This is a genomic window from Actinoplanes sp. NPDC051346, from assembly GCF_040682215.1.
In the GTDB taxonomy this organism is placed as follows: Bacteria; Actinomycetota; Actinomycetes; order Mycobacteriales; family Micromonosporaceae; genus Actinoplanes.
Genome location: NZ_JBFBAJ010000017.1, coordinates 1 through 22,999, shown reverse-complemented (window position 1 = coordinate 22,999; position 22,999 = coordinate 1). Strand labels below are relative to the sequence as shown.

Genomic DNA, 22,999 nt, shown 5'->3' with positions numbered 1-22,999 from the left:
AGACACCGCCCACGGCGACTGGTGTCGCACCGGAGACGCCGCTCGCGGCGGCTGGTGTCGCGCCGGCCAGGCCGGAGCCGAGTATGACCATCGTCGCGAGCACTCGGCCCAGCGAGGTGAGACTGCGACGCGGACTTTCCTGGACCACTGTGTCCTCCATGACTCGGCTGACCGTCACCCCACGGTTTAATCGAGGTTCATGGATAGGTCAAGCGTCAGTAGCGGAACCGCCCGACCAGGTCGCGCAGTCCGCCGGACATGGCGGCCAGCTCCGACGCGGCCGCACGGGCCTGATCGACGCCGGCGTCCGTGGTCTGCGCCGCGTCCGCCACCCCGCGGACGGCAGCGGCGATCTCGGTGGCGCCGTTGACCGTCTCGGTCACGCCGCGGCTCATCTCGCGGCTGGTGGCGCTCTGCTCCTCGACCGCCGCCGAGATCGTCTGCTGGTAGGAGTCGATCTCGTTGACCACCTCGCGGATCCGGCTGATGGCCTGGACCGCCGCCCCGCTCGTACCCTGGATGGCCTGCACGCGGGCGATGATGTCCTGGGTGGCGCGGGCGGTCTCCTGGGCGAGGTCCTTGACCTCGCCGGCGACGACCGCGAAGCCCTTGCCGAGCTCGCCCGCCCGGGCCGCCTCGATGGTGGCGTTGAGGGCGAGCAGGTTGGTCTGCTCGGCGATCGCGGTGATCACCTTGACCACGTCGCCGATCTCGGCGGAGGAGACGCCGAGCTCCGCGACGGTGGCCGAGCTGGCCTCCACCGCCTTGACCGCCTCGACCCCGACCTCGGCCGCGGCCGACGCGCTGCGGGCGATCTCGGCGATCGCCGCGTCCATCTCCACCGCGCCTCCGGCGACACCGCCGACGTGGTCGGAGACCTGCTCCACCGCGCTGGAGGCCCGGGCGGCCTCCGCGGCCGTGGCCGTGGCTCCGGTGGCGAGGCGGCCGCTGGTGGCGGAGAGCTGCTCCGACGCCTCGGCCATCGTGACCGCGTTCTCGGCCAGCGTGCGTACGGTGCCGCGCAGGTCGGCGGTCATGGCGTCGACCGCCTGCCCGAGCTGGCCGGTCTCGTCGCGGCTCGTGAGCCCGGTCGTGACGGTGAGATCACCGGCGCCGACCTTCCCCAGGACGCGGATGCTGCGTCGCAGTGGTCGGACCACCGAGCGGGTCACCAGGCGGCTCAGCAGCAGCGCCGCGACCACGGCGAGCGCGCCTGCCACCAGTACGATGATGATCACCAGGCGGCCGACCCGTTCGACCTCGGCGGTCAGCGCCTTCACCCGCTTGGCGACCGACTCGATCAGCACTCCGGTCGATTCGTCCAGCGCGCTCCACGCCGTGTCGAGGGGTGTGTTGAGCACCTCGTACGCCGCTTTCATCGATGCTGGCGTGTCCTTGGCGATGAGGGCGACCATCTCGTCGTCGTGCTTGAAGTAGGTGTCCCACAGCCCCCGCTGCTTGTCGAACTCGGCCTGCTCGGTGGGGGTCATCAGGGCCCGGCCCACCTCCGGCAGCAGCTTGTAGACGGCGGCCTTGGACGTGAGAAGTCCATCGCGGTTGTAGGCGTCCGGCTTGATCGCCTCGGGGCCACCGTTGACCAGCGCCTCGGAGTAGATGTACCCCTGCCATCCGCTGATGTCGGCGTTGTAGTAGCGCAGCTCGTGGACCTGCTCGGCGAGTCCTCGCAGTTGGGTCAGGTCCTTCTGCAACTGGCGCTGGCGGTTCGCGCCCCAGGCGCCGACGCCCGCGACGGTGACGAGCAGGGCGCAAACGATCAGGAAGGCGCCGCCGAGGCGGGCACCGACAGACATGTCGAGAAGACGCTTTCGCACACTTCTCCCTTCGGCCGGGCGAAAGGGCGACTGAGTGTGAGGGGGGTCGCCCCGGCTCTTTCCCCGCGCGGCGCCGCCGCCGTACGGTCAGGGCATGCAGCGGGTGGACGTGGCGATCGTCGGTGCCGGCCCGACGGGGTTGTTCGGGGCGTACTATGCGGGCTTCCGCGGCCTGTCGGTCACGCTCATCGACGCGTTGCCGGAGGCGGGAGGGCAGGTGTCCGCCCTCTATCCGGAGAAGATGATCTTTGACGTGGCCGGCTTCCCGGCCATCCGGGGCCGGGACCTGGTGGCCGGCCTGGTGAAGCAGGCCGCCCAGTTCGAGCCGGAATACCGCCTCGGCGTGCGCGCTCTGGGACTGGACTACGAGGGCGGCCTACCGGTCGTCAGCCTCTCCGACGGCGGGCGGCTGCAGTGCGGCGCCGTGCTCGTGACCGCCGGCATGGGCAGCTTCTCGCCGCGGCCGTTGCCGGCGGCGCGGGAGTTCACCGGCGAGGGGTTGCGCTACTTCGTACCCCGCCTGGCCGACCTCGCCGGGCACGATGTGGTCATCGTCGGCGGCGGCGACTCGGCGTTCGACTGGGCGGCCGCAGTGCATCCGATCGCCCGGTCCGTGACCCTGGTGCACCGGCGCGAGAAGTTCCGGGCGCACGCGGGCAGCGTCGCGCAGGTCCGCGCGCAGGGCACCGAGATCATCGTCAACGCCGAGGTGCGGCGCATCCTCGGCGACGGGCGGGTCACCGGCGTTCAGGTGGCGGCCGACGGCGAGACGCGCTCGCTGCCGGCGGACACCGTCGTCGCGGCGCTCGGCTTCACCGCCGACCTCGGCGCCCTCGCCGAATGGGGGCTGCGGCTCGACCACCGGCACGTCGTGGTCGACTCGACCATGGCGACGAACCTGCCGCGCGTCTTCGCCGCCGGCGACATCAGCGAATACCCGGGAAAGGTACGGCTGATAGCCGTCGGCTTCGGCGAGGCGGCCACCGCGGTCAACAACGCCGCGGTGGTCATCGACCCGTCGGCCCACCTGTTCCCCGGCCACTCCTCCGACCAGGGATGATCCCCGCCGCCCGCGTCACTCGGGGTCGTGGGCGAGCCACCGGTCGATGCACGCGAGCAGGTCCTCGGCGTCGACCGGCTTGGTCACGTAGTCGCTGGCACCGGAGCTGAGGCTCTTCTCCCGGTCCCCCTGCATGGCCTTGGCGGTGACCGCGATGATGGGCAGGCGGGCGTACTCGGGCATGGCCCGGATCGCGGCGGTCGCGGTGTAGCCGTCCATCTCCGGCATCATGACGTCCATCAGGATGAGGTCGACGTCGTTCTGCTGGGCGAGGATCTCGATGCCCTTGCGGCCGTTCTCGGCGTAGAGGACGTCCATGCCGTGCAGTTCGAGGATGTTGGTGAGGGCGAAGACGTTGCGCGCGTCGTCGTCGACGACCAGCACCTTGCGGCCGGCCAGCTTGGCGGGAATCTCCTCGGCGGCGGCGACCGTGGGCTCCACCTCCGCCGGCGGCACGACGTGCCCGGCGAGGTCCACGGTGAGGTGCAGGATGATCCGCTCGCGCAGTTCGTCGAGGCTGGGCAACAGCTCCAGCGGCCGGGTGTGTGACAGCGCCTGGAGCAGGGTCTCCTGGCCGGAGGTCAGGCGTTGCCCCTGGTACGCCAGCACCGGCACGTGCCGCAGAGCGGAGTCCTCGTGCAACGCCTTGAGGAACGCGGAGCCGGTGTCCGCCGGCATGGCGAGGTCCAGCACCACGGCGTGGCAGTCGTCGCCCCGCAGGTCGGCGATGGCGGTTTCGGGATCCACCGCGGTGGACACCCGTACGGGCCCGTGGGTGCTCGCCACGGCGGCCGCCGCGCCCTCCGCCAGCAGGGTGAGCAACCCGTTCGGGTGGCTCTCCACGACCAGCAGCCGGCGGGTGCGCTCCCCGACCCCCGCCCCCAGCCGGGCGAGGAGGCCGGCCGCCGGTGTCTCGTCCGCCGGGGCGGTCGCCGCGACTCCCACGTGGCTCGCCGGGAGATAGAGCGTGAAGGTGCTGCCCTGGCCCAGGGTGCTGTCGGCGCTGATCTCGCCGCCGAGCAGGTGGGCGATCTCCCGGCTGATCGACAGGCCCAGGCCGGTGCCGCCGTAGCGGCGGCTGGTGGTGCCGTCGGCCTGCTGGAAGGCGTCGAAGATGGCGCTGAGCTGCTGCTCGGCGATGCCGATGCCGGTGTCGACGACCCGGAACGCCAGCACCGAGCCATAGGCGGCGAGCTGCGGCGACAGCTCGTCCGGCCGGGCCAGGTCGATGCTCAGCCGGACGCTGCCCTCTTCGGTGAACTTCACCGCGTTGGACAGCAGGTTGCGCAGGATCTGGCGCAGCCGCTGCTCGTCGGTGAACAGGCCGGTGGGCACGTCGTCGCCCGTGGAGACCTCGAAGGCGAGGCCACGCGCGGTGGTCAGCGGGCGGAACGTCGCCTCCACGTAGTCCACCAGGACCCGCAGGTTGAACGCCTCCGGCGCGACGTCCATCTTGCCGGCCTCCACCTTGGACAGGTCGAGGATGTCGTTGATGAGCTGCAGCAGGTCGGTGCCGGCGGAGTGGATGACGCCGGCGTACTCGACCTGCTTGGCGGTGAGGTTGCGGGTCGGGTTCTGCGCCAGCAGCTGGGCCAGGATCAGCAGGGAGTTCAGCGGGGTACGCAGCTCGTGGCTCATGTTCGCCAGGAACTCCGACTTGTACTTCGAGGCGAGCGCGAGCTGTTGTGCCCGCGCCTCGAGCTCCTGGCGCGCCTGCTCGATCTCGGAATTCTTTGTCTCGATGTCGTGGTTCTGCCGGGCCAGCAGCGTGGCCTTGTCCTCCAGCTCGGCGTTGGAGCGCTGGAGCTCCTCCGAGCGGGCCTGCAGCTCCTCCGAGCGGGCCCGCAGCTCGGCGGCCAGTCGCTGCGACTCGGTGAGCAGCACGTCGGTGCGGGCGTTCGCCACGATCGTGTTGACGTTGACGCCGATGGTCTCCATCAACTGGTCCAGGAAGTCGCGGTGCACGTCGGTGAACGCGGCCATGGAGGCCAGCTCGATGACGCCGAGCACCTGGTCCTCGACGACGATGGGCAACACCACGAGCTGCAACGGTACGGCGGAGCCGAGGCTGGACGAGACCGTGAAGTAGCCGCCGGGTACGTCGTTGACGACGATGCACCGCTTGGCGACCGCCGCCTGCCCGACCAGCGACTCGCCGAGCGCGAACCGCCGTCCCGTGCCCTGGTGGCCGTAGCAGCCGACCACCCGCAGCTCCGCGCCCCCGGTGCTCTCGTCCACCAGCAGGAAGGTGCCGAGCTGCGCGTTGACCAGCGGGGCGAGCTCGTTCATCACCAGGGTGGCCACGACCTCGAGGTCGCGGTGGCCCTGCATCAGGCTGGAGATGCGGGCCAGGTTGGTCTTCAGCCAGTCCTGTTCCTGGTTGGCCCGGGTGGTCTCGCGCAGGGACTGCACCATGAAGTTGATGTTGTCCTTGAGCTCGGCCACCTCGCCCGAGGCGTCCACGGTGATCGAACGCGTCAGGTCACCGGTGGCCACGGCGCTGGTCACCTCGGCGATCGCCCGCACCTGGCGGGTGAGGTTGCCGGCCAGCTCGTTGACGTTCTCGGTCAGCCGCTTCCACGTGCCGGAGACGCCCTCGACCTCGGCCTGGCCGCCGAGCCGGCCCTCGCTGCCGACCTCGCGCGCCACGCGGGTGACCTCTGCGGCGAAGCTGGAGAGCTGGTCGACCATCGTGTTGATGGTCGTCTTGAGCTCGAGGATCTCGCCCCGCGCGTCGACGTCGATCTTCCTGGTGAGATCGCCCTGCGCCACCGCGGTCGTGACCTGGGCGATGTTGCGGACCTGGCCGGTGAGGTTGTTGGCCATCGAGTTGACGTTGTCCGTCAGGTCCTTCCAGGTGCCGGCCACGTTGGGCACCCGGGCCTGGCCGCCGAGCTGGCCCTCGGTGCCGACCTCGCGGGCGACCCGGGTCACCTCGTCGGCGAACGACGACAGCTGATCCACCATCGTGTTGATCGTGTTCTTCAGCTCGAGGATCTCACCCCGGGCAGCCACCGTGATCTTCTGCGACAGGTCGCCGCGGGCCACCGCCGTCGCGACCTGGGCGATGCTGCGGACCTGGCCGGTGAGGTTGCCGGCCATGGAGTTGACCGAGTCGGTCAGGTCGCGCCAGGTGCCCGCCACCCCGCTGACCTGGGCCTGTCCGCCCAGCCGCCCGTCCGTGCCGACCTCGCGGGCGACCCGGGTCACCTCGTCGGCGAACGACGACAGCTGATCCACCATCGTGTTGATGGTGCTCTTGAGCTCGAGGATCTCACCCCGGGCATCGACGGTGATCTTCTGCGACAGGTCGCCGCGCGCCACCGCCGTGGTCACCTGCGCGATGTTGCGCACCTGGTTGGTGAGGTTGCCGGCCATGAAGTTCACCGAGTCGGTCAGGTCGCGCCAGGTGCCCGCCACCCCGCTGACCTGCGCCTGCCCGCCGAGCCGGCCCTCGCTGCCGACCTCGCGGGCGACCCGGGTCACCTCGTCGGCGAACGACGACAGCTGATCCACCATCGTGTTGATCGTGTTCTTCAGCTCGAGGATCTCGCCGCGGACGTCGACGGTGATCTTCTGCGACAGGTCGCCGGTGGCCACCGCCGTCGCGACCTGGGCGATGTCGCGGACCTGGTCGGTGAGGTTGCCCGCCATCGCGTTGACGGAATCGGTCAGGTCCTTCCAGGTGCCCGACACCCCGGGCACCTCCGCCTGCCCGCCGAGCTGCCCCTCGGTGCCGACCTCGCGGGCCACCCGGGTCACCTCGGAGGTGAACAGGGACAACTGGTCGACCATGCCGTTGAAGACGGTGGCGATCTCCGCCAGCAGTCCGTCGCCGTCCTGCGGCAGCCGGGTACGGAAATCGCCGTCGCGCACGGCGGTCAGCCCCTCCAGCAAACGGCGCAGGTCGGGGTCGGCGACAGCACCGCCCGGCGCCTGACGCTGCCGGACGGTTGTGTAGTCACTCACCGTATTCGAACCCTTCGCCCCTTCGTCGCATCCCCGGGGATGACGCGACGACCGGCCGCCAGTATGCACCGGATGAAGATCAGGACGTCGGACAGCGGTTGTGGATCGCCCCCCGTTAGTGGTGTCAGATCACGGTCAGTACCCGATTGGGCCCCTCGGCCCCGGCCGGTGGCCACGTCCACCGGGCCGCGCCGGCCGGCTCAAGGGACAACGGTCGGAAACGGACGGCGATCACCGCCGTCGATGTTGCCTGGTGCGCGCGCGGGGGCATCGGCGTAGCGTCAGGGGCGGCCGCAGAGCCTTCCGCCGCCCCCGGAGGACGCCATGACCGCCGTCACGCCGAAACCGGTCGTCGCACACCCCTGGCCCGTGCGCCGAGGAATCCGGGGCTCCGCTCTGGCCCGTACGCTGCGGACCACCGACGCGAAGCAGATCGGGATCATGTACATGGTCACGTCCTTCGCGTTCTTCATGGTCGGCGGCCTGATGGCCATGCTGATGCGCGCGGAGCTCGCCCGGCCGGGCATGCAGCTGCTGTCGCCCGAGCAGTACAACCAGATGTTCACGATGCACGGCACGATCATGCTGCTGTTCTTCGCGACCCCGATCGTGTTCGCGTTCGCGAACTTCGTGGTGCCGATCCAGATCGGCGCGCCCGACGTGGCGTTCCCCCGGCTCAACGCGTTCGCGTACTGGCTGTACTTGTTCGGTGGGATCATCGCGGTCGGCGCCTTCCTCACGCCGACCGGCGCCGCCGACTTCGGCTGGACCGGTTACGTCCCGTTGAGCGACGCGACCAACTCGCCGGGGCTGGGCGGGAACATGTGGGTGGTCGGCCTGGCGCTGTCCGGCCTGGGCACCATCCTCGGTGGCGTCAACATGATCACGACGATCCTGACGCTGCGTGCGCCGGGCATGACCATGTTCCGAATGCCGATCATGACGTGGAACATCCTGGTGACCAGCGTCCTGGTGATCGCCATCTTCCCGTTCCTTGCCGCGACGCTGTTCGCGCTCGCCGCCGACCGCATCCTGGACGCGCAGGTCTTCGCGGCGGAGACCAACGGCCCGATGCTGTGGCAGCACCTCTTCTGGTTCTTCGGCCACCCCGAGGTCTACGTGGTGGCGCTGCCGTTCTTCGGCATCATCACCGAGGTCATCCCGGTCTTCAGCCGCAAGCCGCTGTTCGGCTACAAGGGCCTGGTCAGCGCCACCCTGCTGATCGCCATGCTGTCGTTCAGCGTGTGGGCGCACCACATGTTCGCCACCGGCCAGGTGCTGCTGCCGTTCTTCAGCTTCCTGAGTTTCCTGATCGCGGTCCCGACCGGCATGAAGTTCTTCGTGTGGATCGGCACCATGTGGCGCGGGCAGATCAGTTTCGAGACGCCGATGCTGTTCGCGCTCGGCTTCATGGTCACGTTCCTGTTGGGCGGGCTCACCGGGGTGCTGCTGGCCTCGCCGCCGATCGACTTCCACGTCCACGACAGCTACTTCGTCGTCGCGCACTTCCACTACGTGCTGTTCGGCACGATCGTGTTCGCGGTGTTCTCCGGCGTCTACTTCTGGTTCCCGAAGATGTTCGGCCGGATGCTCGACGACCGGCTCGGCAAGGTCCACTTCTGGCTGACGTTCGTGGGCTTCCACACCACGTTCCTGGTGCAGCACTGGCTCGGCGCCGAGGGCATGCCGCGCCGGTACGCCGATTACCAGGTGGACGACGGTTTCACCACGCTGAACATGATCTCCACGATCGGCTCGTTCGTGCTCGGCGCCTCGACGCTGCCGTTCCTCTACAACGTCTGGAAATCCTACAAGGTCGGCCAGCTCGTCACCGTGGACGACCCCTGGGGGCACGGAAACTCCCTGGAGTGGGCGACCTCCTGCCCGCCCCCGCTGCGCAACTTCGACCGCATGCCGCGGATCCGCTCGGAGCGTCCGGCGTTCGACGCCAAGTACCCCGAGCTGGCCGCCGGGAAGCAGTCGGCCGCCGGACCGCCGGAGGGCGGCGCCCGTCCGCTCAGCAGCGAGTCGGACAGTGGCGCACGGTACTCCGAGGACCGGTCCGACGAGCATTGAGCCGGCTGGATTTCAGTTGGCGCACATGCGTGCGGGCCTGAGGGCGTACCATTCATAAATGTTTGTGAGGGTCGTCACGATACCCCGCGCCGCCGAAATCCCCGGCCACTTAAGCCTGACCTGCGCACGGACTGCCGCACGCCGTCGTGACGCCGCAGGAATGCGATGAACAACGGGTTTACGAGCGGATACAGCGACGTTTCGCCAGCACGTCAATGGCCATATCCGCATTGTGGACGGCACATTTGCCAATGACCACGGTCTACCCCTACCGTTTTTCCGGTGCCGCCCCGCCGATCTCCGGCGGGCAGCGGCATCGGTCCGACAACGACGACGGCCGCCGTGATTTGCAATTCTTTTCGACAGCGAAACACCTGTCGAATATCCCTGCAAGGGAGCGACCATGCCGATCGCCGATCCGCAGTCGCGCGCCGCAACCCGGCGCGCCTGGCGGCCGCTGCAGCGGTCCACCCGGGTCGCCATCCTGGGTGCGCTGCTCGCGACCCTCTTCTACCAGACGTTCCTGCTGGACCCGCAGTATCGCGGACCCATCTGGCTGTGGGGCGCGATGCTGCTCGCCGAGGGCCTGACGGCCATCCACGCCATCGGCACGTGGTGGACCATCCTCGCCCACGACAACCGTGACGAGCCCGTCGGCGTCACCGTGCGCCGCAACCGGCTGCGCGCCGGCGGCGACGTGCCCTCCATCGACGTCTTCATCACGGCGTACGGGGAAGCGCCCGACCTGGTCCACACCACCCTGCGCGCGGCCCGCGACATGACGCTGGCGCACACCACGTGGGTGCTCGACGACGGCGACAGCGATGTCCTGCGCGACATCTGCGCCGACGAGAAGGTCGGCTATCTGCGCCGCGATGGCGGGCTGCACGCGAAGGCCGGCAACGTCAACGCCGCGCTCGCCCGCACGACCGGGGAATTCGTGGTGATCCTCGACGCCGACCACGTGCCGGAGCCGAACTTCCTGCTGGAGATCGTGGCGCACTTCGAGGACCCGGACGTGGCGTTCGTGCAGTCGCCGCAGTCGTACACCAACCAGGCGAATCTCGTCTCCACCGGCACCTCGGAGGCCCAACGCATCTTCTACGAGCTGGTGTGCCCGGGGAAGAACCACTTCAACGCCGCGTTCTGCGTCGGGACCAACGTCATGTTCCGGCGGGCCGCGCTGGACGAGATCGGTGGCATCGCCACCGGCAGCAACTCCGAGGACATCTGGACCTCGCTGGAGCTGCACCGGCGGGGCTGGAAATCCATCTACGTCCCGCAGGTGCTGGCCCGGGGGCTCGCGCCGGCGGACGTGACGTCGTATCTGAAACAGCAGTTCCGCTGGGCCTGCGGTGGATTCGAAGTCGTCCTTCGTGGCGGGCTGTTCCGGCGCGGCACCGGCCTCACGATCGACCAGCGGCTGCAGTACCTGTTCGTCGGCACGCACTACCTGCTGTCCCTGGCGATGCTCACCTTCATGCTGCTGCCGGCGCTGTACCTGCTGTTCGCGCTGAGCCCGATCCGGGCCGACGGGGTCACCTGGGCCACGCACTACGTGCCGTTTCAGGTGATGGTCCTGGTCGTCACCTGGTTGCAGTCCGGCGGCTTCAAGGGCTCCGCGATCGTCACCAGCATCGGCGCCGTGCCGGTGCACGCCCGGGCGTTCTGGGCGACGCTGCGGCGTACCCGGGCGACGTGGAAGGCCACGAACCAGGCCGGATCCGGCGGCCGGTCGCTCTGGGTCGTGATGCCGCAGCTCGCCCTGGTCGTCCTCAACGTGGTCGGCATCGTCGTCGGTCTCGTCGTCATGGCCGACCCGGCACCCACCTGGCTCTCCGTCGCCTGGGCCACCATGATCGTGCTGATCCTCGGACGCATCGTCGTCGAGTCGGTCGCCGGTCGCGGCGCCGACGAGCCGGACACCCTCCCCGCCGGACGCGACGCGGAACCCGCGTCCGCGACCGTCGCCGCGCCGGCCCGCTGAACCACCCGCCCATGCTCTGTTCCATCGTTCAAGGGATCACCGTCATGACCACTGTGGTCGAGCACCCCCGACTCCCCGACTCCCCGAAACCGGCCGGGCCGACCCGGCCCGTTCCGCCCGGACCGAACCGGGACCCCGCCCGGTCCCGGATGCCCGCCGTCCGGACGTTCCTCGTCACCGTCCTGCTGCTGGGCGGCGCGGCCGTCGGCGGCACCTATGTGGCGACCCACCGGCTCGCCGAGAGTGCCACCATCACCCTCGACGACGCCGTCCTGAGCGCGGACGCGCTCCCGGTCGGCGCCACCGGCGCCGGGGTGGTCACCGAAATCCTGGTGACCGGCCAGACCCGGGTCGCCGCGGGTCAGGAGCTCGCCCGCGTCCGGCTCGCCGGCGACCGGGCCTCCGGCGAGCAGCCGACGGTCGAGGCGCTGCGGGCGCCGTCGCCCGGCACGGTGTCCGAGATCGACGTCGCCGCCGGCGGCGTGGTGGGCGCCGGAGAACCCGTGGTCACTCTGTACGACCACACCCGGCTGAGCTTCCACGCCAAGGCCACCGTGGAGCAGCTGCGCGAGCTACGCCTCGGGATGAGCGCGCGCATCGACGGCCCGGGCCTCGCCCGTCCGGTGCCGGCCGTCGTCGATCACGTCGAGGCCCGGGTGGGTCCCGACCCCCTCTCCGACGCCCCGCTCTCCGAGGATCAGCGGGTGGCGCACGAACAGCTCACCGTCGTGCTGGTGCCCCGCACGGACGCCATCGACCGGGTGAGCACGCTCGTACCCGGTCTGCGCTTCACCGCCGGCATCGACACCGAGACCGCGGTCGGCCGGACGCCCGCGGTGAACGGCGCCGGATGAGCGCCCGCCTCCGGCGGATCATGACCGCCGCATGTGCCGTCACCGCGCTGTCGCTCGCCGCGGGGTGCTGGACCCGGGACGACCCGGGCGCGACGATCCGCGAGCCGGCGCCGCCCGCGTACGGGGCACTGACCGAAGGCGCCGCCACGACCCCGCTGGGGCGCCCGGATCCGGGCGGCAAGGCCGTCCTGGCCGACGCCGCGGCGCCGGAATCGCGCCCCCGGACCGGGCCGGTGCAGGCCGGTCAGCCGCTGACCGGGCAGGCGCTGCCCACGAACCAGTGGTGGACCTCGGCGCTGACCGGCCCCTTGAAGCAGCCGCTCTGGGCCCGTCCCCTGGCGATCGGGAACACCGACGCCGGGCTGGGAATCAGCTCCGCCACGCCGGTCGCGTCGCCGAACGCGGTGGTGACCCCGTTCCAGCCGGCGCTCAGCGCCGGCGGCCCGATCTCCGCGGTAGAGGTCACCGGGTACGGCGCTTTCCACGTCGTGCTGCGCGCCGACCTCCGCGGAGGCGGCGCCATGGACATCACCGTGGTGCAGGGCAGCCCGGTGCTGTACGTCGAGTTCGAGAACGCGACACCGTCACTGACCGCGAGCGGGCCGATCGGTCGCGTCGGCGGTGACGGGTCGCTGGCCCAGCTCACCGTCGCGGGCCAACGCTGGGATGTGCGGGCCGAGGACGGCGCGGGCTGGCGCCAGGACGGGAACCGGCTCACCGTCGACCGGCCCGACCGGACCGCGATCGTGGTGGCCCGGGTGCCCGAGAAGGTGGACGGCGACCGGTGGACGCGGGCCCTGGCGGACGCCGCCGGGGATCCGGTGATCCGGACGACCTCCAACCTGGCGTACGACGGCACCGCCGGCACGGTCACGCAGACGCTGCGGGCCGAGCGGCGCACCGGCCGGCCGGGCGTGTGGGCGCTGCTGCCGCACCACCAGGCGGGACTGGTGCCCGGTGGTGACGTGGAGCAGCTGGCGGGTGCCTACACCGACTCGCGCGGATCGCTGTCGGTGGCGCGGGCCACCGGCATCCGCGTCCGGGTGCCGATGCCGGGCCTGGTCACCGAGGCGCCCGCGATCGCGTTGACGCGGACGGCCCGCGCGGCCGTGCTCGCCGACCTGACCAAGGACCTCGCCGACGACCCCGCCACCGCGAAGGGCGGCAGCTACTTCGGACTGAAGGAGCTGGGCCGGCTGGCAGCGGTGGCGGAGGTGGCCAAGGGGATCGGCGCGCGGGGCCCCCAGGAAGCGGCCCTGAAACGCCTGCGGGTCTCGCTCGTGGACTGGCTCACCTACCGGGGCCCCGGCGACGTGCGGTACTTCGCCTACGACCGGGTGTGGGGCGGACTCATCGCCGTACCCACGGAGTTCGGCAGCGGCGACTACAACGATCACCACTTCCAGTACGCGTACCTCGTCCGCGCCGCCGCGGTGCTGGCCGAGGCCGACCCCGCGTTCCTGCGGGACTACGGCGGCGCCGTCGCCCTGGTCGCCCGCGACTACAGCGGCACCCTGTCCGGCCCCGGCGCGGACGGCTTCCCGGCGTTCCGCGCGTTCAACGCCTACCTCGGTCACTCCGCGGCGTCCGGGTTCGCGCCCTTCGCCGATGGCAACAACCAGGAGTCGTCGAGCGAGGCGGTCGCCGCCTGGGAGGCTGTTACCCGCTGGGGCATCGTCTCCGGCAACGAGCAGCTCACCACGTACGGCGTCACGCACTACGCGCTCGAGGCCGCGACCGCCCGCCGCTACTGGCTCGGCGAGACCGGGGAACGCCCGGCCGGGTACGCGCACACCGGCGCCGGGATCGTCTGGGACGCCAAGATCGACTACGCGACGTGGTTCGATCCGCGGCCCGAATCCGTGCTGGGCATCCAGCTGCTGCCGCTCACCTTCGGTTCGCTGTATCGCGGCGACCCGAAGCCGGCGGCGGCCCGCGCCCGCGAACTCGGCCGGGACGTGGGCGGCGATCCCCGCATCTGGGGAGACCTGTTCGCGGCCGACCTCGCGGTCGCGGATCCCGCGGCGGCCCGACGCCGGCTCACCGCACGGCTGCCCCGGGAGGAGAGCACGAGCCGCGCCATGGTGCGCTACTGGGTGGAGATGCTGACGGCGTACGGTCCCCCGCAACCCGCGGTGGTGGCCGACGGCCCGTACGGGCTGGCCTTCGGCACCGCCGGGCAGCCGCGCCTGCTGGCCGTCAACCCGACGGCGGCGCGCCGGACGGTGACGTTCCGCCGCGACGGCGAGATCGTCGCGACCGTCGTCGTCGATCCCGGGCAGAGCATCGTCCGGCTGCCGTGACAACGGGTGCGGCGGGCCTCCCGACCCGCCGCACCCGAACCGGTCGTTACCCGGTCGCTCGAGCGCCGTAGACCCGGCGCACCCGAACCGGTCGTTACCCGGTCGCTCGAGCGCCGTAGACCCGGCGCACCCGAACCGGTCGTTACCCGGTCGCTCGGGCTCCGTAGGCGCGGCGCACGTCGGTGAGGAAGGCGGTGGCCGGCAGCGAGCCGTCGGGGCGGCGGGCGCCCTGAGCCACCGCCGGATCCGTGCCGGAGACGACCGTCCTACCGCCGCCGTTCCAGGAGTTGCGGGTCTCGTCCACCCGGTCGCCGATCACCGGTCCGTCACCGTTGGCCAGGTCGAGATTGCCGGTCAGCGCGGCGGCCGAGTCGCGGAAGAAGAATCCGGCGCCGCCGTTGCGGAACGCGGTGTTGCGCTGCAGGCGCAGCCGCCCGGCGTTGGAGTTCTCCGTGTAGCCGTTGGCGGTGTTGTCCCACGCCTTGCTGTCGGTGACGACGTGCGCGACCGGCGGGACGGGACGGCCGCCGCCGAGCTTGAAACCGTTGCCGTTGCCCTCCCAGCCGCGGATGCCCCACCGGTTCACTCCGTTGCCGTACGCCCAGGTGCCGTCGATGGTGACCGGACTGGTGAACGACCACAGGTCGATGCCGTCGTCGGCGTTGGCGTACAGGCGGACCCCCTTGACGACGTTGCCGACGCCGGAGCCGAACTTCACGTCGATGCCGTCGGCGTTCTGACCCCTCGTCGCGTCGTCGTGGTTGTGGTGGAAGTCGCTGTCCAGGATCTGGTTGCCGATCGTGTTCTCGCCTCGGAGCGTGAAGCCGCTGGACTGGTTGTCGTGCGAGTTCAGCCGGCGGAACACGTTCTGCCGGCACGAGCTGCACACGTACGGATGATTGCGGGCGTTCCTGATCTCCAGACCCTGGACGGTCCAGTGGTCGGCGCGCTGGTCGACCCCCCACTGTGTAGCCGGCACCGCGCCGAGGTCCAGCACCGGCCGCTCCGAGGCGTAGTTGCTCAGCGTGATGCGCGCGCTCGCCGTCCCGCTCGTGGTGATCCGCACGGTGGCGGTGGGCCGGTAGACGCCACCCCGCAGGGCGATGACCTGTCCTGGCCGGACGACCGAGACCGCCTTGGCGAGCGTCGCCAGAGGCCGGGCCAGGGTGCCCGGGTCACCGTCGCTGCCGCCCGGCGCCACGACGAGGTCGGCCGAGGTCACGCCCGTGACCGTACGGCCGGACGGCGGCGCCGTGGCGGCCGGCGCCGTGGCGGTCGGCGCCGTCGCGGTCGGCGCCGTCGCGGTCGGCCGCGGCGTTCCGGGCGATGCGGACGGAGCAGCCGGAGCGGCCGTGACGGCGGTGAATGTCCACCGTTTGTTCGAGTTGTTGGTGCAGGTCTCCTGGATGACAGCGGCACCCGGCGTGGTGCTGGCTCCCAGATCGCTCAGGCACAGCCCGCTGTTGGCGTTGACCACCTGGATGGTGCCCCTACGGGCCCGCTTGAGGCTCCACAGCTGGTTGGTCCGCTCCCCGTCACAGGACTCCTGCACGACCTGCCTGCCGCTGGTGGTCGAACCGTCCGGCGCGGCGACGCAGAGCCCGCTACCCACATTGCGCAGAGCCAACAGGCCCCGCTCGGCGGCGACGGCGTGAAACTGCTGCCATCCCGCGGCCGGAGCGCAACCCCACTGCTGCAACCGGGCGCCGCGGACGCGGCTGCCGTCGGTGACGTCCAGGCAGAGGTCACTGCGCTCGACCCGCAGGGTGTACGTGGTGCCCGCCGCCGGCAGCGGTGCCGTGCCGGCGTCCGACGGCAACGCGGCGATGACGAGTCCAGCGGCGACGGCGATCCCTCCCACCAGGGCCAATGACAGGGTCCAACGTTTGCGAGAGTGCGGCACCAAGCTTCCTTCCAGCCGTCCGAGCGAATACGTCCGTTCAGTGGCGCCGCGCCCGCGAAAGGTTGCCTCCACCCCGGCGGATTCGTCGTGCGCCCGGTCACACCCTCCGCCGCGGGGACCGGCACTCGTCGATGTATAGGATCTCGGCTGGCGGCTCGGCGAGAGGGGACGCGTGCGGGACTCGTTGGCCGGGCGGGCCTCGGAACTGGCAGTGCTGCGCGAGGCACTGGACCGGCGGGCCGACGGCGCCGTGGTGATCGGGATCTGCGGGGATCCCGGCATCGGCAAGACGCGGTTGCTCGGCGAACTCGCCGCCGAGGCCCGACGTCGGGGCTGCCCGGTCCTCGCCGGGCGGGCGGCCGAGTTCGAACGCGAGGTGCCCTTCGGCACGATCAGGAACGCGCTGGCCGACCACGTCGACGCCCGGGCGGCCGGGTTGTCGCCCGCGCCCGCCGCCGCCGACCTCCAGCTGCTGCGTACCGTGTTCCCGGACCTGACCCCCGAGACCGAGACCGGCGAGCCCGCGCTGCTGGCCTCCGAGCGTTACCGGGTGCACCGGGCGGTGCGCGCCCTGCTCGAGGGCATCGCCGCCGGCCACGGACTCGTTCTGGTCCTCGACGACCTGCATTGGAGCGACACCGGCTCGGTGGAGCTGCTCGACCACCTGCTGCGCCATCCTCCGCGCGGCGGCGTGCTGCTGGCGCTGGCGTACCGACCGCGGCAGGTGCCGGCAATGCTCTCGCACGCCATGTCGGCCGCGGTGCAGCGCGGGCTGGCCACCGTCGTCACCGTCGGGCCGCTGTCGTTCGCGGAGGCCGCGCCGCTGCTCCCGGCGGAGGCCGGTCCGCGCTGGCGCCGCAAACTGTACGACGCCAGCGCCGGCAACCCGTTCCATCTGGAGCTGCTCGCCCGGGGCGCCGCGACGGACGGCACCGCGCCGCCGCCCGACGTCGCGTCGGCGATGGCCGGCGAGTTCGCGACGCTCGACACCGTACGCCGCCAGGTGCTGCACGCGGCCGCCGTCACCGGGGACACCACCGACCCCGGCCTGCTCGCCGCCGTGGCGGAACTGCCGCTGAGGACCGTCCTCGCCGCGCTGGACGACCTCACCACCCGGGATCTGCTGCGCCCGGCCGGTTTCGGCGGCGCGGTCCACTTCCGACACCCGTTGCTGCGCAGCGCCGCGTACCACGACGCCGGCCCGGGCTGGCGGGTCGCGGCGCACGCCCGCGCCGCGGCGGAACTTCGGCGCCGGAAGGCACCCCTCGCCGACCAGGCCGTGCACGTGCACGCCTCCGCCACCCTCGGCGACCTGGCCGCGGTGGAACTGCTGCGAGCCGCGGCGGCGGAGGCGCTGCGGGTCACCCCGGCGGCGGCCGCACACTGGCTGCGGGCGGCCCTGTCCCTGCTCCCCCGGCAGGACGCGACCATTCCGACCCGGATGGAGCTCCTGCACCTGCGCGCCGAGGCCCTCGGCATCACCGGTCAGCTCACCGAGGCCCGGTCGCTGCTGAACGAGCTCCTCGGCATGCTCCCGCCCGGCAGCGAACCCCGGGCCCGGGTGGTCAGCTTCCTGTGCGCGCTCCAGCACCTGCTCGGCGACCACGAGGAGGCTCACGCCCTGGTGGTCCGCGAACTGGACGCCCTGTCGGACCCCCGCGGCATGGCCGCCGGGACGCTGCGGGTCGCCCTCGCGCTGACGACCCTGATGACGGGTACGGCCGGGGAGAAGGAGGTCGCGGACGCCATCGACACCGCCCGGCTCACCGGCAACCGCCCCCTGCTCGCCGCCTCGCTCGGGGTCGGCGTGGCGGTGAGCCACGCGGCGGGACCCGGCCAGGAGAACGCCGCCGTCCGGCTCGACGAGGCGACCGCCATGGTCGACGCCATGCCCGACCACGAGCTGGCCGAACGCCTCGACGCCGCGCTGTTCCTCGGCTGGGGCGAGCTCTACCTGGAGCGCTACGCACAGGCCCGGCGGCACCTGCGCCGGGCGCTGCGGGTCGCCCGGGCCACCGGCCAGAGCCACCTCATCGGCTCGTTGCAGACGATCGAGGGCGTCGTGCACTGCTGCACCGGCGACCTGCGCGAGGCCCTGCCGCTGCTCGACGACGCGCTGGAGTCCGTGACGCTGACCGGCGGCCCGGACGGGCGGGCCCGGGTCCAGGGCTACCGCTGCTGGGGCCTGGTCTGGACCGGCGACCTCGACGGCGCGCTGGCCGCCGGCACGGAGGCGGAGTCCCTCGGCCCCGGCCACCGCGACTGGCAGTCCGCCTCGGCGGACGGGATGCTCGGCTGGGCCCGGTACGCCGCCGGTGATCCGGAGGGCTGCCTCGACCTCATGCTTACCGCCGGCGAGGGTGCGGACCTGCGCGCCGTCCGGCCCCTGTGGCGGCCCCGATGGTTCGAGGTGCTGTGCGCCGCGGCCGCCGCCACCGGCGACCGCCGCCTCGCGAGCGAACTGGCCGCCGGCGCGGCCCGGCTGAGCGTCGGACCCGCCTATCCCCGGCACGCCGGGATGGTCGCGATGGCACAGACCCACGCCGTCCTTTCCACCGATCCCCGGGCCGCGGCCGGCCACGCGGGACGCGCGGCGGCGCTGTTCGCCCGTGCCGGGGACCATCTCGGCGTCGCCCGGGCCCGGCTCTACCTCGCCGCCGCGTACCGGGACACGGTGAGCCCGGCCCGCGCCGGCCGCGAGATCAAGGCCGCGCAGAGCGAGTTCGCCCGGTGTGGCGCCCGGCCGCAGTGGCTGTTCAGGATCACCGGGATCCCCCTCGACCCCGCGGACCCGGCAGAGCCGGCGGATCCTGGGATCCGCCGGCTCACCCCCCGGGAAATGGACGTCCTGGCGCTGCTCGCCGAGTCGCTGACCGCCGCTTCCATCGGTCGGCGACTCGGCATCAGCACCGGCACGGTCCACAAGCATCTCGCCGCGCTGTATCGCAAGCTCGGCACCGGCGACCGCCTGGCCACCGTGCTGCGGGCCCGGACGCTCGGCCTGCTGCCGGACGCCGGAGGCTGATCTCCGCCGGTCAGCCGACCACGAACGGACCCACGTGGTGCAGCAGGAACGTCGCGTCGACCGGCGCACCGCCGGTGGTGTGGCAGGCCACGGTCGCGACCTCCGCGGAAACGTACGACTCGACCTTGCAGCGGGCCCCGCCCCCGCCGACGGTGGTCACGTTCACCGCGCCGGGCGCGGCTGCCCAGCCGTAGTTCACCTGGTAGCGGCCGGCGGCGAGCCGGGTGATCCGGCTCGTGCCCGACAGGAACCGGTACGCCGCGACCGGCTCGTAGGAGGCCGCGGTGGGGTTGCTCGCGAACAGGTACGACGTGGGGTGCCCGTCGGAGTTGCAGCACACGCCCGTACCCAGAATGTTGCCGTTCTTGACGAAGCTCATCGTGAAGCGGGAGTCCGCCGGGGCTCCGGTGGCGCTGTAGCAGCGCACCTGAACGCGCTCGGCCGTCCCGGACGCGAGCCAGTTCCAGGCCGTGCACCACTCCCTGCCGGTGCCGTACGCGGTCACCTGCACGTGCCCGCCCGCCGTGCCGATCCCCGGCGCGTTGACGGTGTAGACGCCGACCTCGGTCGCCGACCGGGTGATCGTGTTGGTGGCGCCGGTGGAGTTGTACTGGTAGTTCGCCGGCGGCGTGTAGGAGGCGGTGGTGGGCTGGTTGGCGAAGACGTACGCCATCGGGCTGCCGCCCGTACCCGCGCGGTTGGTGTAGGAAAGGGTGAACTGGCTGTCGGTGGGCGCGCCGTGGTGGTCCAGGCACCTGACGAGCACCCGCTGGCTGGTCCCGCTGGGCGCCCAGCTCTGGATCTTGCAGTAGGCGGCGTCGGAGCCGTACGCGGTCACCTGGACGCTGCCCGCCCGGGCTGCCTGGCCCGGCAGGTAGACGGAGTAGAGCCCGACGTCCTCGCCGCAGACCTCGTTGACGGGCTGCCAGGGCGACGACGAGTTCCACTGGCGCTCCGCCGGCGCGATGCACATCGAGGCGTCCGGGGTGTCGAGCCAGACGAACCCGGCACCGTAGGGACCGGGACCGGCGGCCCACGCGGCCGTGGGCGTCAGCACGGTCGCGGCGGCGACTGCCGCCACGGCCAGGACGCCGGCCAGGCGCCGCGCCCAGGAGGACGGTGAACGGGGGTGCATGAGGGCGCTCCTTCGAACCGGTGACGGGACCACAGCAGTGTTCCGCCGGACGTCCTCCGCGGACATACCTACTTCTCACCATTGCCGCCCGCTGGGTTTGCGGTTTCTCGGTGCCAGGAACCGTAAGAAGTTGGTAAGCAGCCCACCCCTTCCCGCCGACCGACCGCCCGGGTTTACTCAATCTCATGATCCGACGACTTCTCACCAGACCCGTGACCTGGGTGGCGATCGTCCTCTTCGCCGTGGGCGGCGCGGTCGGCCTCTCCCTCTTCCAGCCCTGGCGGCTCTGGACGACCACGACCGTGATGGACCAACTCTCCGCCGCGGCACCCACCACCGGCCCGACCCTGTCGGCGCCGGGCACCGGCACGGCGTCCCCGATGACCGGCATGTCGAAGGGCAAGCCCCAGGGCACCACCGCACCGCCCGCGGCCCCACCCGCCGGTCCCGTGATCGTCCGTCAGGGCAGCTTCGTCACCCACGAGCACGAGACCACCGGCACCGCCCGCCTCGTCCGCACCAGCGACGGCGGCCACCAACTGGAGCTGGTCGGCCTCGACACCTCGGACGGCCCCGACCTGCGAGTCTGGCTCACCGATCAGAAGGTGAACACCGGAGTGCCCGCCTGGCGCGTCTTCGACGACGGCCGCCACCTCGAACTGGGACGCCTGAAAGGAAACCGCGGCGACCAGGTCTACCGCCTGCCGGCCGACGCCGACCCGGACGCCTACCGCAGCATCACCATCTGGTGCGCCCGCTTCTCGGTCTCCTTCGGAGCCGCTGCCCTGCAGTAACCCAGGCGCCTCCGTCCGCGCGATCGGGGCTCTGACGCGTTCCGTGATGCCGGGAGGAGCGCGTTTGAGTTGCTTGTTGCCGCCTCTAAGCGATGTCTCGTGACCCGGTGGCGGTCCGGTTCGAACCGTGGGTGATCATCGATGGGTGCGGGTGCTCTCAGCCTCCCACCTCGAGTCGATCCACCGCTCACCGGGCTGCGACCGGCGCAATTCCACCGGGACACAAGGCACGTACCGGGATCCGGTGACGTTCAGCTAAGGTGTCGCACACAATTGGTTGGTGATGACGCCTGATGAGGTGGCCGTAGCGCTGTCCGGAACGCCAATGGCCGGCCTGCCGATCGGCCACGGCCCCCGCGGAACCATCTTGGTGCAGAATGTCCCGCCGGACGAGTCGCTAGCGGCTTGGCGCGCCGCGCGCGCGAAAGTGCCGGTCACGGGCCGATGGCCAGTCCTGGTCAGCGATGAATTCGAGCCCGAGTGGCAGCGGCTGCGAGCACAACCCGACCCTGCTGCGCCGACCGCGTCGGAGTTGGCCGACCTCGACCGAACGGCGTCGACCACCGATCCGTGGCCGGAGTTCACGCGTGAAGACGACGAGGAATTGATCGACGCTGGATATGTAGCCGTGGTTACTCAAAGTTATGCCGTCGATCTGACAGCGGAGGCGGTTCGGACGTTTGGACTACCTGCGACGAGCGGGGTCCTGGAACCGTGGGCATACCAGCGGGTGCTGTCCGATCCGGAACTGCTCTACCGGATGGAGAACGACGACCGCAATGTTCTCCACATCGAATCCTGGTACGCCCCGGACCGGGTAGCACTGATGCTGCTGCCCACCGCCTTGCCATGGATGGCACCCTTCTGGACCGATTTCTACATGACCTCGGACGATGGCTTGGCAGCGGCCTTACGGCAGTGGCACGAACGCTGGGGCGCGCACCTCGTGGCTAGTTGGGACACCATCCTGCAGCTGGTCGTCGAACGGCCGCCACAGTCACGCGAAGATGCCTGGACCGTGGCCGGCCAGATTCTCGGGATGGCGTCGCATCTCGAGATGGCCCGATGGCAGCTGGCTATCGCCCTGCCCAGAAGTAAGGCTTGGTACATCCACAACCGGCCGTAGCCGACGACCGTCACCGGGGCCGCCCGGGTACGGCAGCGCCTTCCCGCAAACCAGAATTCGCCAGGTATGCCGTCCGGGCCGGCCCTGGGCACTCGATCTGCCGAATCGGGTGCTGCTGGTGGCCGTGTACTGGCGTATCAACCTGACCATGCGTCAACTGGCCCGGCTCAAGACCTACAAGATCCTGCGTGACTACCGTCGCGCTGCCCGGACCCTGGCCGTCACCGCTGCCGGGATCGCCCACCTGCACAACATCGCTCTGGCCAGCTGACCCACAAACCCCTCAAAGGCAACGCCGCATAGAGTTACGAGACATCGCTTAGCTTGTGTTTTAACCTCGGCCCGTGTGAGCGTTCTGCCCACGGTGGTCGGTCAGCCGATGCGCTTGGCCGGTGACCAGGGCAAGCTGCCGCCGCGACACGCAGCGCACTGCCGATCCGAGAGCTGGTCTGGCATCGAAAGTCCTTGCGGCCGAGGTTCAGGTACACGCGCTGGTCCCGCCCTCGTCACGCCAGGGTTCCTAAACCTCCCGCCGTTCCCCTGAGCAAGTAGGCGTCGCTCCGGTGACACCGGTCTGTCGAGCGGCATCACACCCGTTGAGCGTGACGTTGCGTGACAGCTCCTCCGGCTTAGAGGGCATCTGATCCTCGATCGGGTTGATTCGCGTTTGTGGGCGGTTGGCAGCCGTGCTGACTCGTTGGCGGGGCATGAGGATGGAGCGACGTCCATATCGATCGGACCTGTCGGATGCGCGGTGGGCGGTGATCGAACCGGTCCTGACGCGGTGGCGAGCCTCTCGGCCAGGACTCGGGATCAACCCGCCGGTTCACGATCTGCGGGAGATCGTGAACGCGATTCTCTACGTCACACGGACCGGGATCGCCTGGGAGTACCTGCCGCACGATTTCCCACCGGCGAAGACGGTGTACGACTAC

General features: G+C 71.1%; 13 protein-coding genes and 2 pseudogenes. 11 read left to right on the top strand and 4 right to left on the bottom strand.

Annotated features, from left to right (window positions below; genetic code table 11):
* Positions 1-215: 215 nt before the first annotated feature.
* Positions 216-1,832 carry a methyl-accepting chemotaxis protein gene (locus tag AB0M36_RS32235; RefSeq protein ID WP_364165328.1) on the bottom strand — a complete coding sequence of 539 codons (1,617 nt, stop codon included), beginning with the start codon at positions 1,830-1,832 and terminating at the stop codon, positions 216-218.
* 94 nt (positions 1,833-1,926) lie between these two features.
* Here AB0M36_RS32235 and AB0M36_RS32230 point away from each other — a divergent pair, with 94 nt between their 5' ends.
* Positions 1,927-2,892, top strand: a complete 966-nt coding sequence (locus AB0M36_RS32230; RefSeq protein WP_364165326.1) for an NAD(P)/FAD-dependent oxidoreductase — start codon at positions 1,927-1,929, stop codon at positions 2,890-2,892.
* 15 nt (positions 2,893-2,907) lie between these two features.
* On the opposite strand, the gene AB0M36_RS32225 is transcribed toward AB0M36_RS32230, so the two are convergent.
* Positions 2,908-6,861 (bottom strand): HAMP domain-containing protein, encoded by a 3,954-nt coding sequence (locus tag AB0M36_RS32225; RefSeq protein WP_364165324.1) that lies wholly within the window; start codon positions 6,859-6,861, stop codon positions 2,908-2,910.
* Positions 6,862-7,185: 324 nt separating this feature from the next.
* Here AB0M36_RS32225 and ctaD point away from each other — a divergent pair, with 324 nt between their 5' ends.
* From ctaD to AB0M36_RS32205, 4 genes are all read left to right on the top strand, one after another.
* A complete protein-coding gene (gene ctaD, locus AB0M36_RS32220; protein WP_364165322.1) occupies positions 7,186-8,937 on the top strand; it encodes a cytochrome c oxidase subunit I in 1,752 nt (583 codons plus the stop codon).
* Between the two features lie 403 nt (positions 8,938-9,340).
* Positions 9,341-10,924, top strand: coding sequence for a glycosyltransferase family 2 protein (locus AB0M36_RS32215; protein WP_364165319.1), 1,584 nt, complete (start codon positions 9,341-9,343; stop codon positions 10,922-10,924).
* Between the two features lie 44 nt (positions 10,925-10,968).
* A complete protein-coding gene (locus tag AB0M36_RS32210) occupies positions 10,969-11,778 on the top strand; it encodes an HlyD family efflux transporter periplasmic adaptor subunit (protein ID WP_364165317.1) in 810 nt (269 codons plus the stop codon).
* A complete protein-coding gene (locus tag AB0M36_RS32205; protein ID WP_364165314.1) occupies positions 11,775-14,081 on the top strand; it encodes a glycosyl hydrolase in 2,307 nt (768 codons plus the stop codon). Before AB0M36_RS32210 ends, AB0M36_RS32205 begins: the two co-directional genes overlap by 4 nt.
* A gap of 142 nt (positions 14,082-14,223) precedes the next feature.
* On the opposite strand, the gene AB0M36_RS32200 is transcribed toward AB0M36_RS32205, so the two are convergent.
* The gene (locus AB0M36_RS32200; RefSeq protein WP_364165311.1) at positions 14,224-15,942 is read right to left on the bottom strand and encodes an RICIN domain-containing protein; all 1,719 of its coding nucleotides are present in this window, start codon (positions 15,940-15,942) and stop codon (positions 14,224-14,226) included.
* 214 nt (positions 15,943-16,156) lie between these two features.
* On the opposite strand from AB0M36_RS32200, the gene AB0M36_RS32195 reads away from it, so the two are divergent.
* Positions 16,157-19,009 (top strand): AAA family ATPase, encoded by a 2,853-nt coding sequence (locus tag AB0M36_RS32195; protein WP_364165308.1) that lies wholly within the window; start codon positions 16,157-16,159, stop codon positions 19,007-19,009.
* A gap of 10 nt (positions 19,010-19,019) precedes the next feature.
* On the opposite strand, the gene AB0M36_RS32190 is transcribed toward AB0M36_RS32195, so the two are convergent.
* A complete protein-coding gene (locus AB0M36_RS32190; protein ID WP_364165305.1) occupies positions 19,020-20,144 on the bottom strand; it encodes a hypothetical protein in 1,125 nt (374 codons plus the stop codon).
* 185 nt (positions 20,145-20,329) lie between these two features.
* On the opposite strand from AB0M36_RS32190, the gene AB0M36_RS32185 reads away from it, so the two are divergent.
* The 5 genes and pseudogenes from AB0M36_RS32185 to AB0M36_RS32165 form a co-directional block, all read left to right on the top strand.
* Positions 20,330-20,938, top strand: a complete 609-nt coding sequence (locus AB0M36_RS32185; RefSeq protein ID WP_364165303.1) for a DM13 domain-containing protein — start codon at positions 20,330-20,332, stop codon at positions 20,936-20,938.
* A gap of 283 nt (positions 20,939-21,221) precedes the next feature.
* Positions 21,222-22,064, top strand: a complete 843-nt coding sequence (locus tag AB0M36_RS32180) for a DUF4253 domain-containing protein (protein ID WP_364165599.1) — start codon at positions 21,222-21,224, stop codon at positions 22,062-22,064.
* Between the two features lie 70 nt (positions 22,065-22,134).
* Positions 22,135-22,227 (top strand): annotated as a pseudogene (locus AB0M36_RS32175) (transposase family protein); the annotation flags it as partial.
* Positions 22,222-22,335: pseudogene (locus AB0M36_RS32170) on the top strand (IS5/IS1182 family transposase); the annotation flags it as partial. The pseudogenes AB0M36_RS32175 and AB0M36_RS32170, both read left to right, overlap by 6 nt.
* 442 nt (positions 22,336-22,777) lie before the next feature.
* On the top strand, positions 22,778-22,999 hold a 222-nt coding region (locus AB0M36_RS32165), incomplete at its 3' end, for a transposase (RefSeq protein ID WP_364165596.1).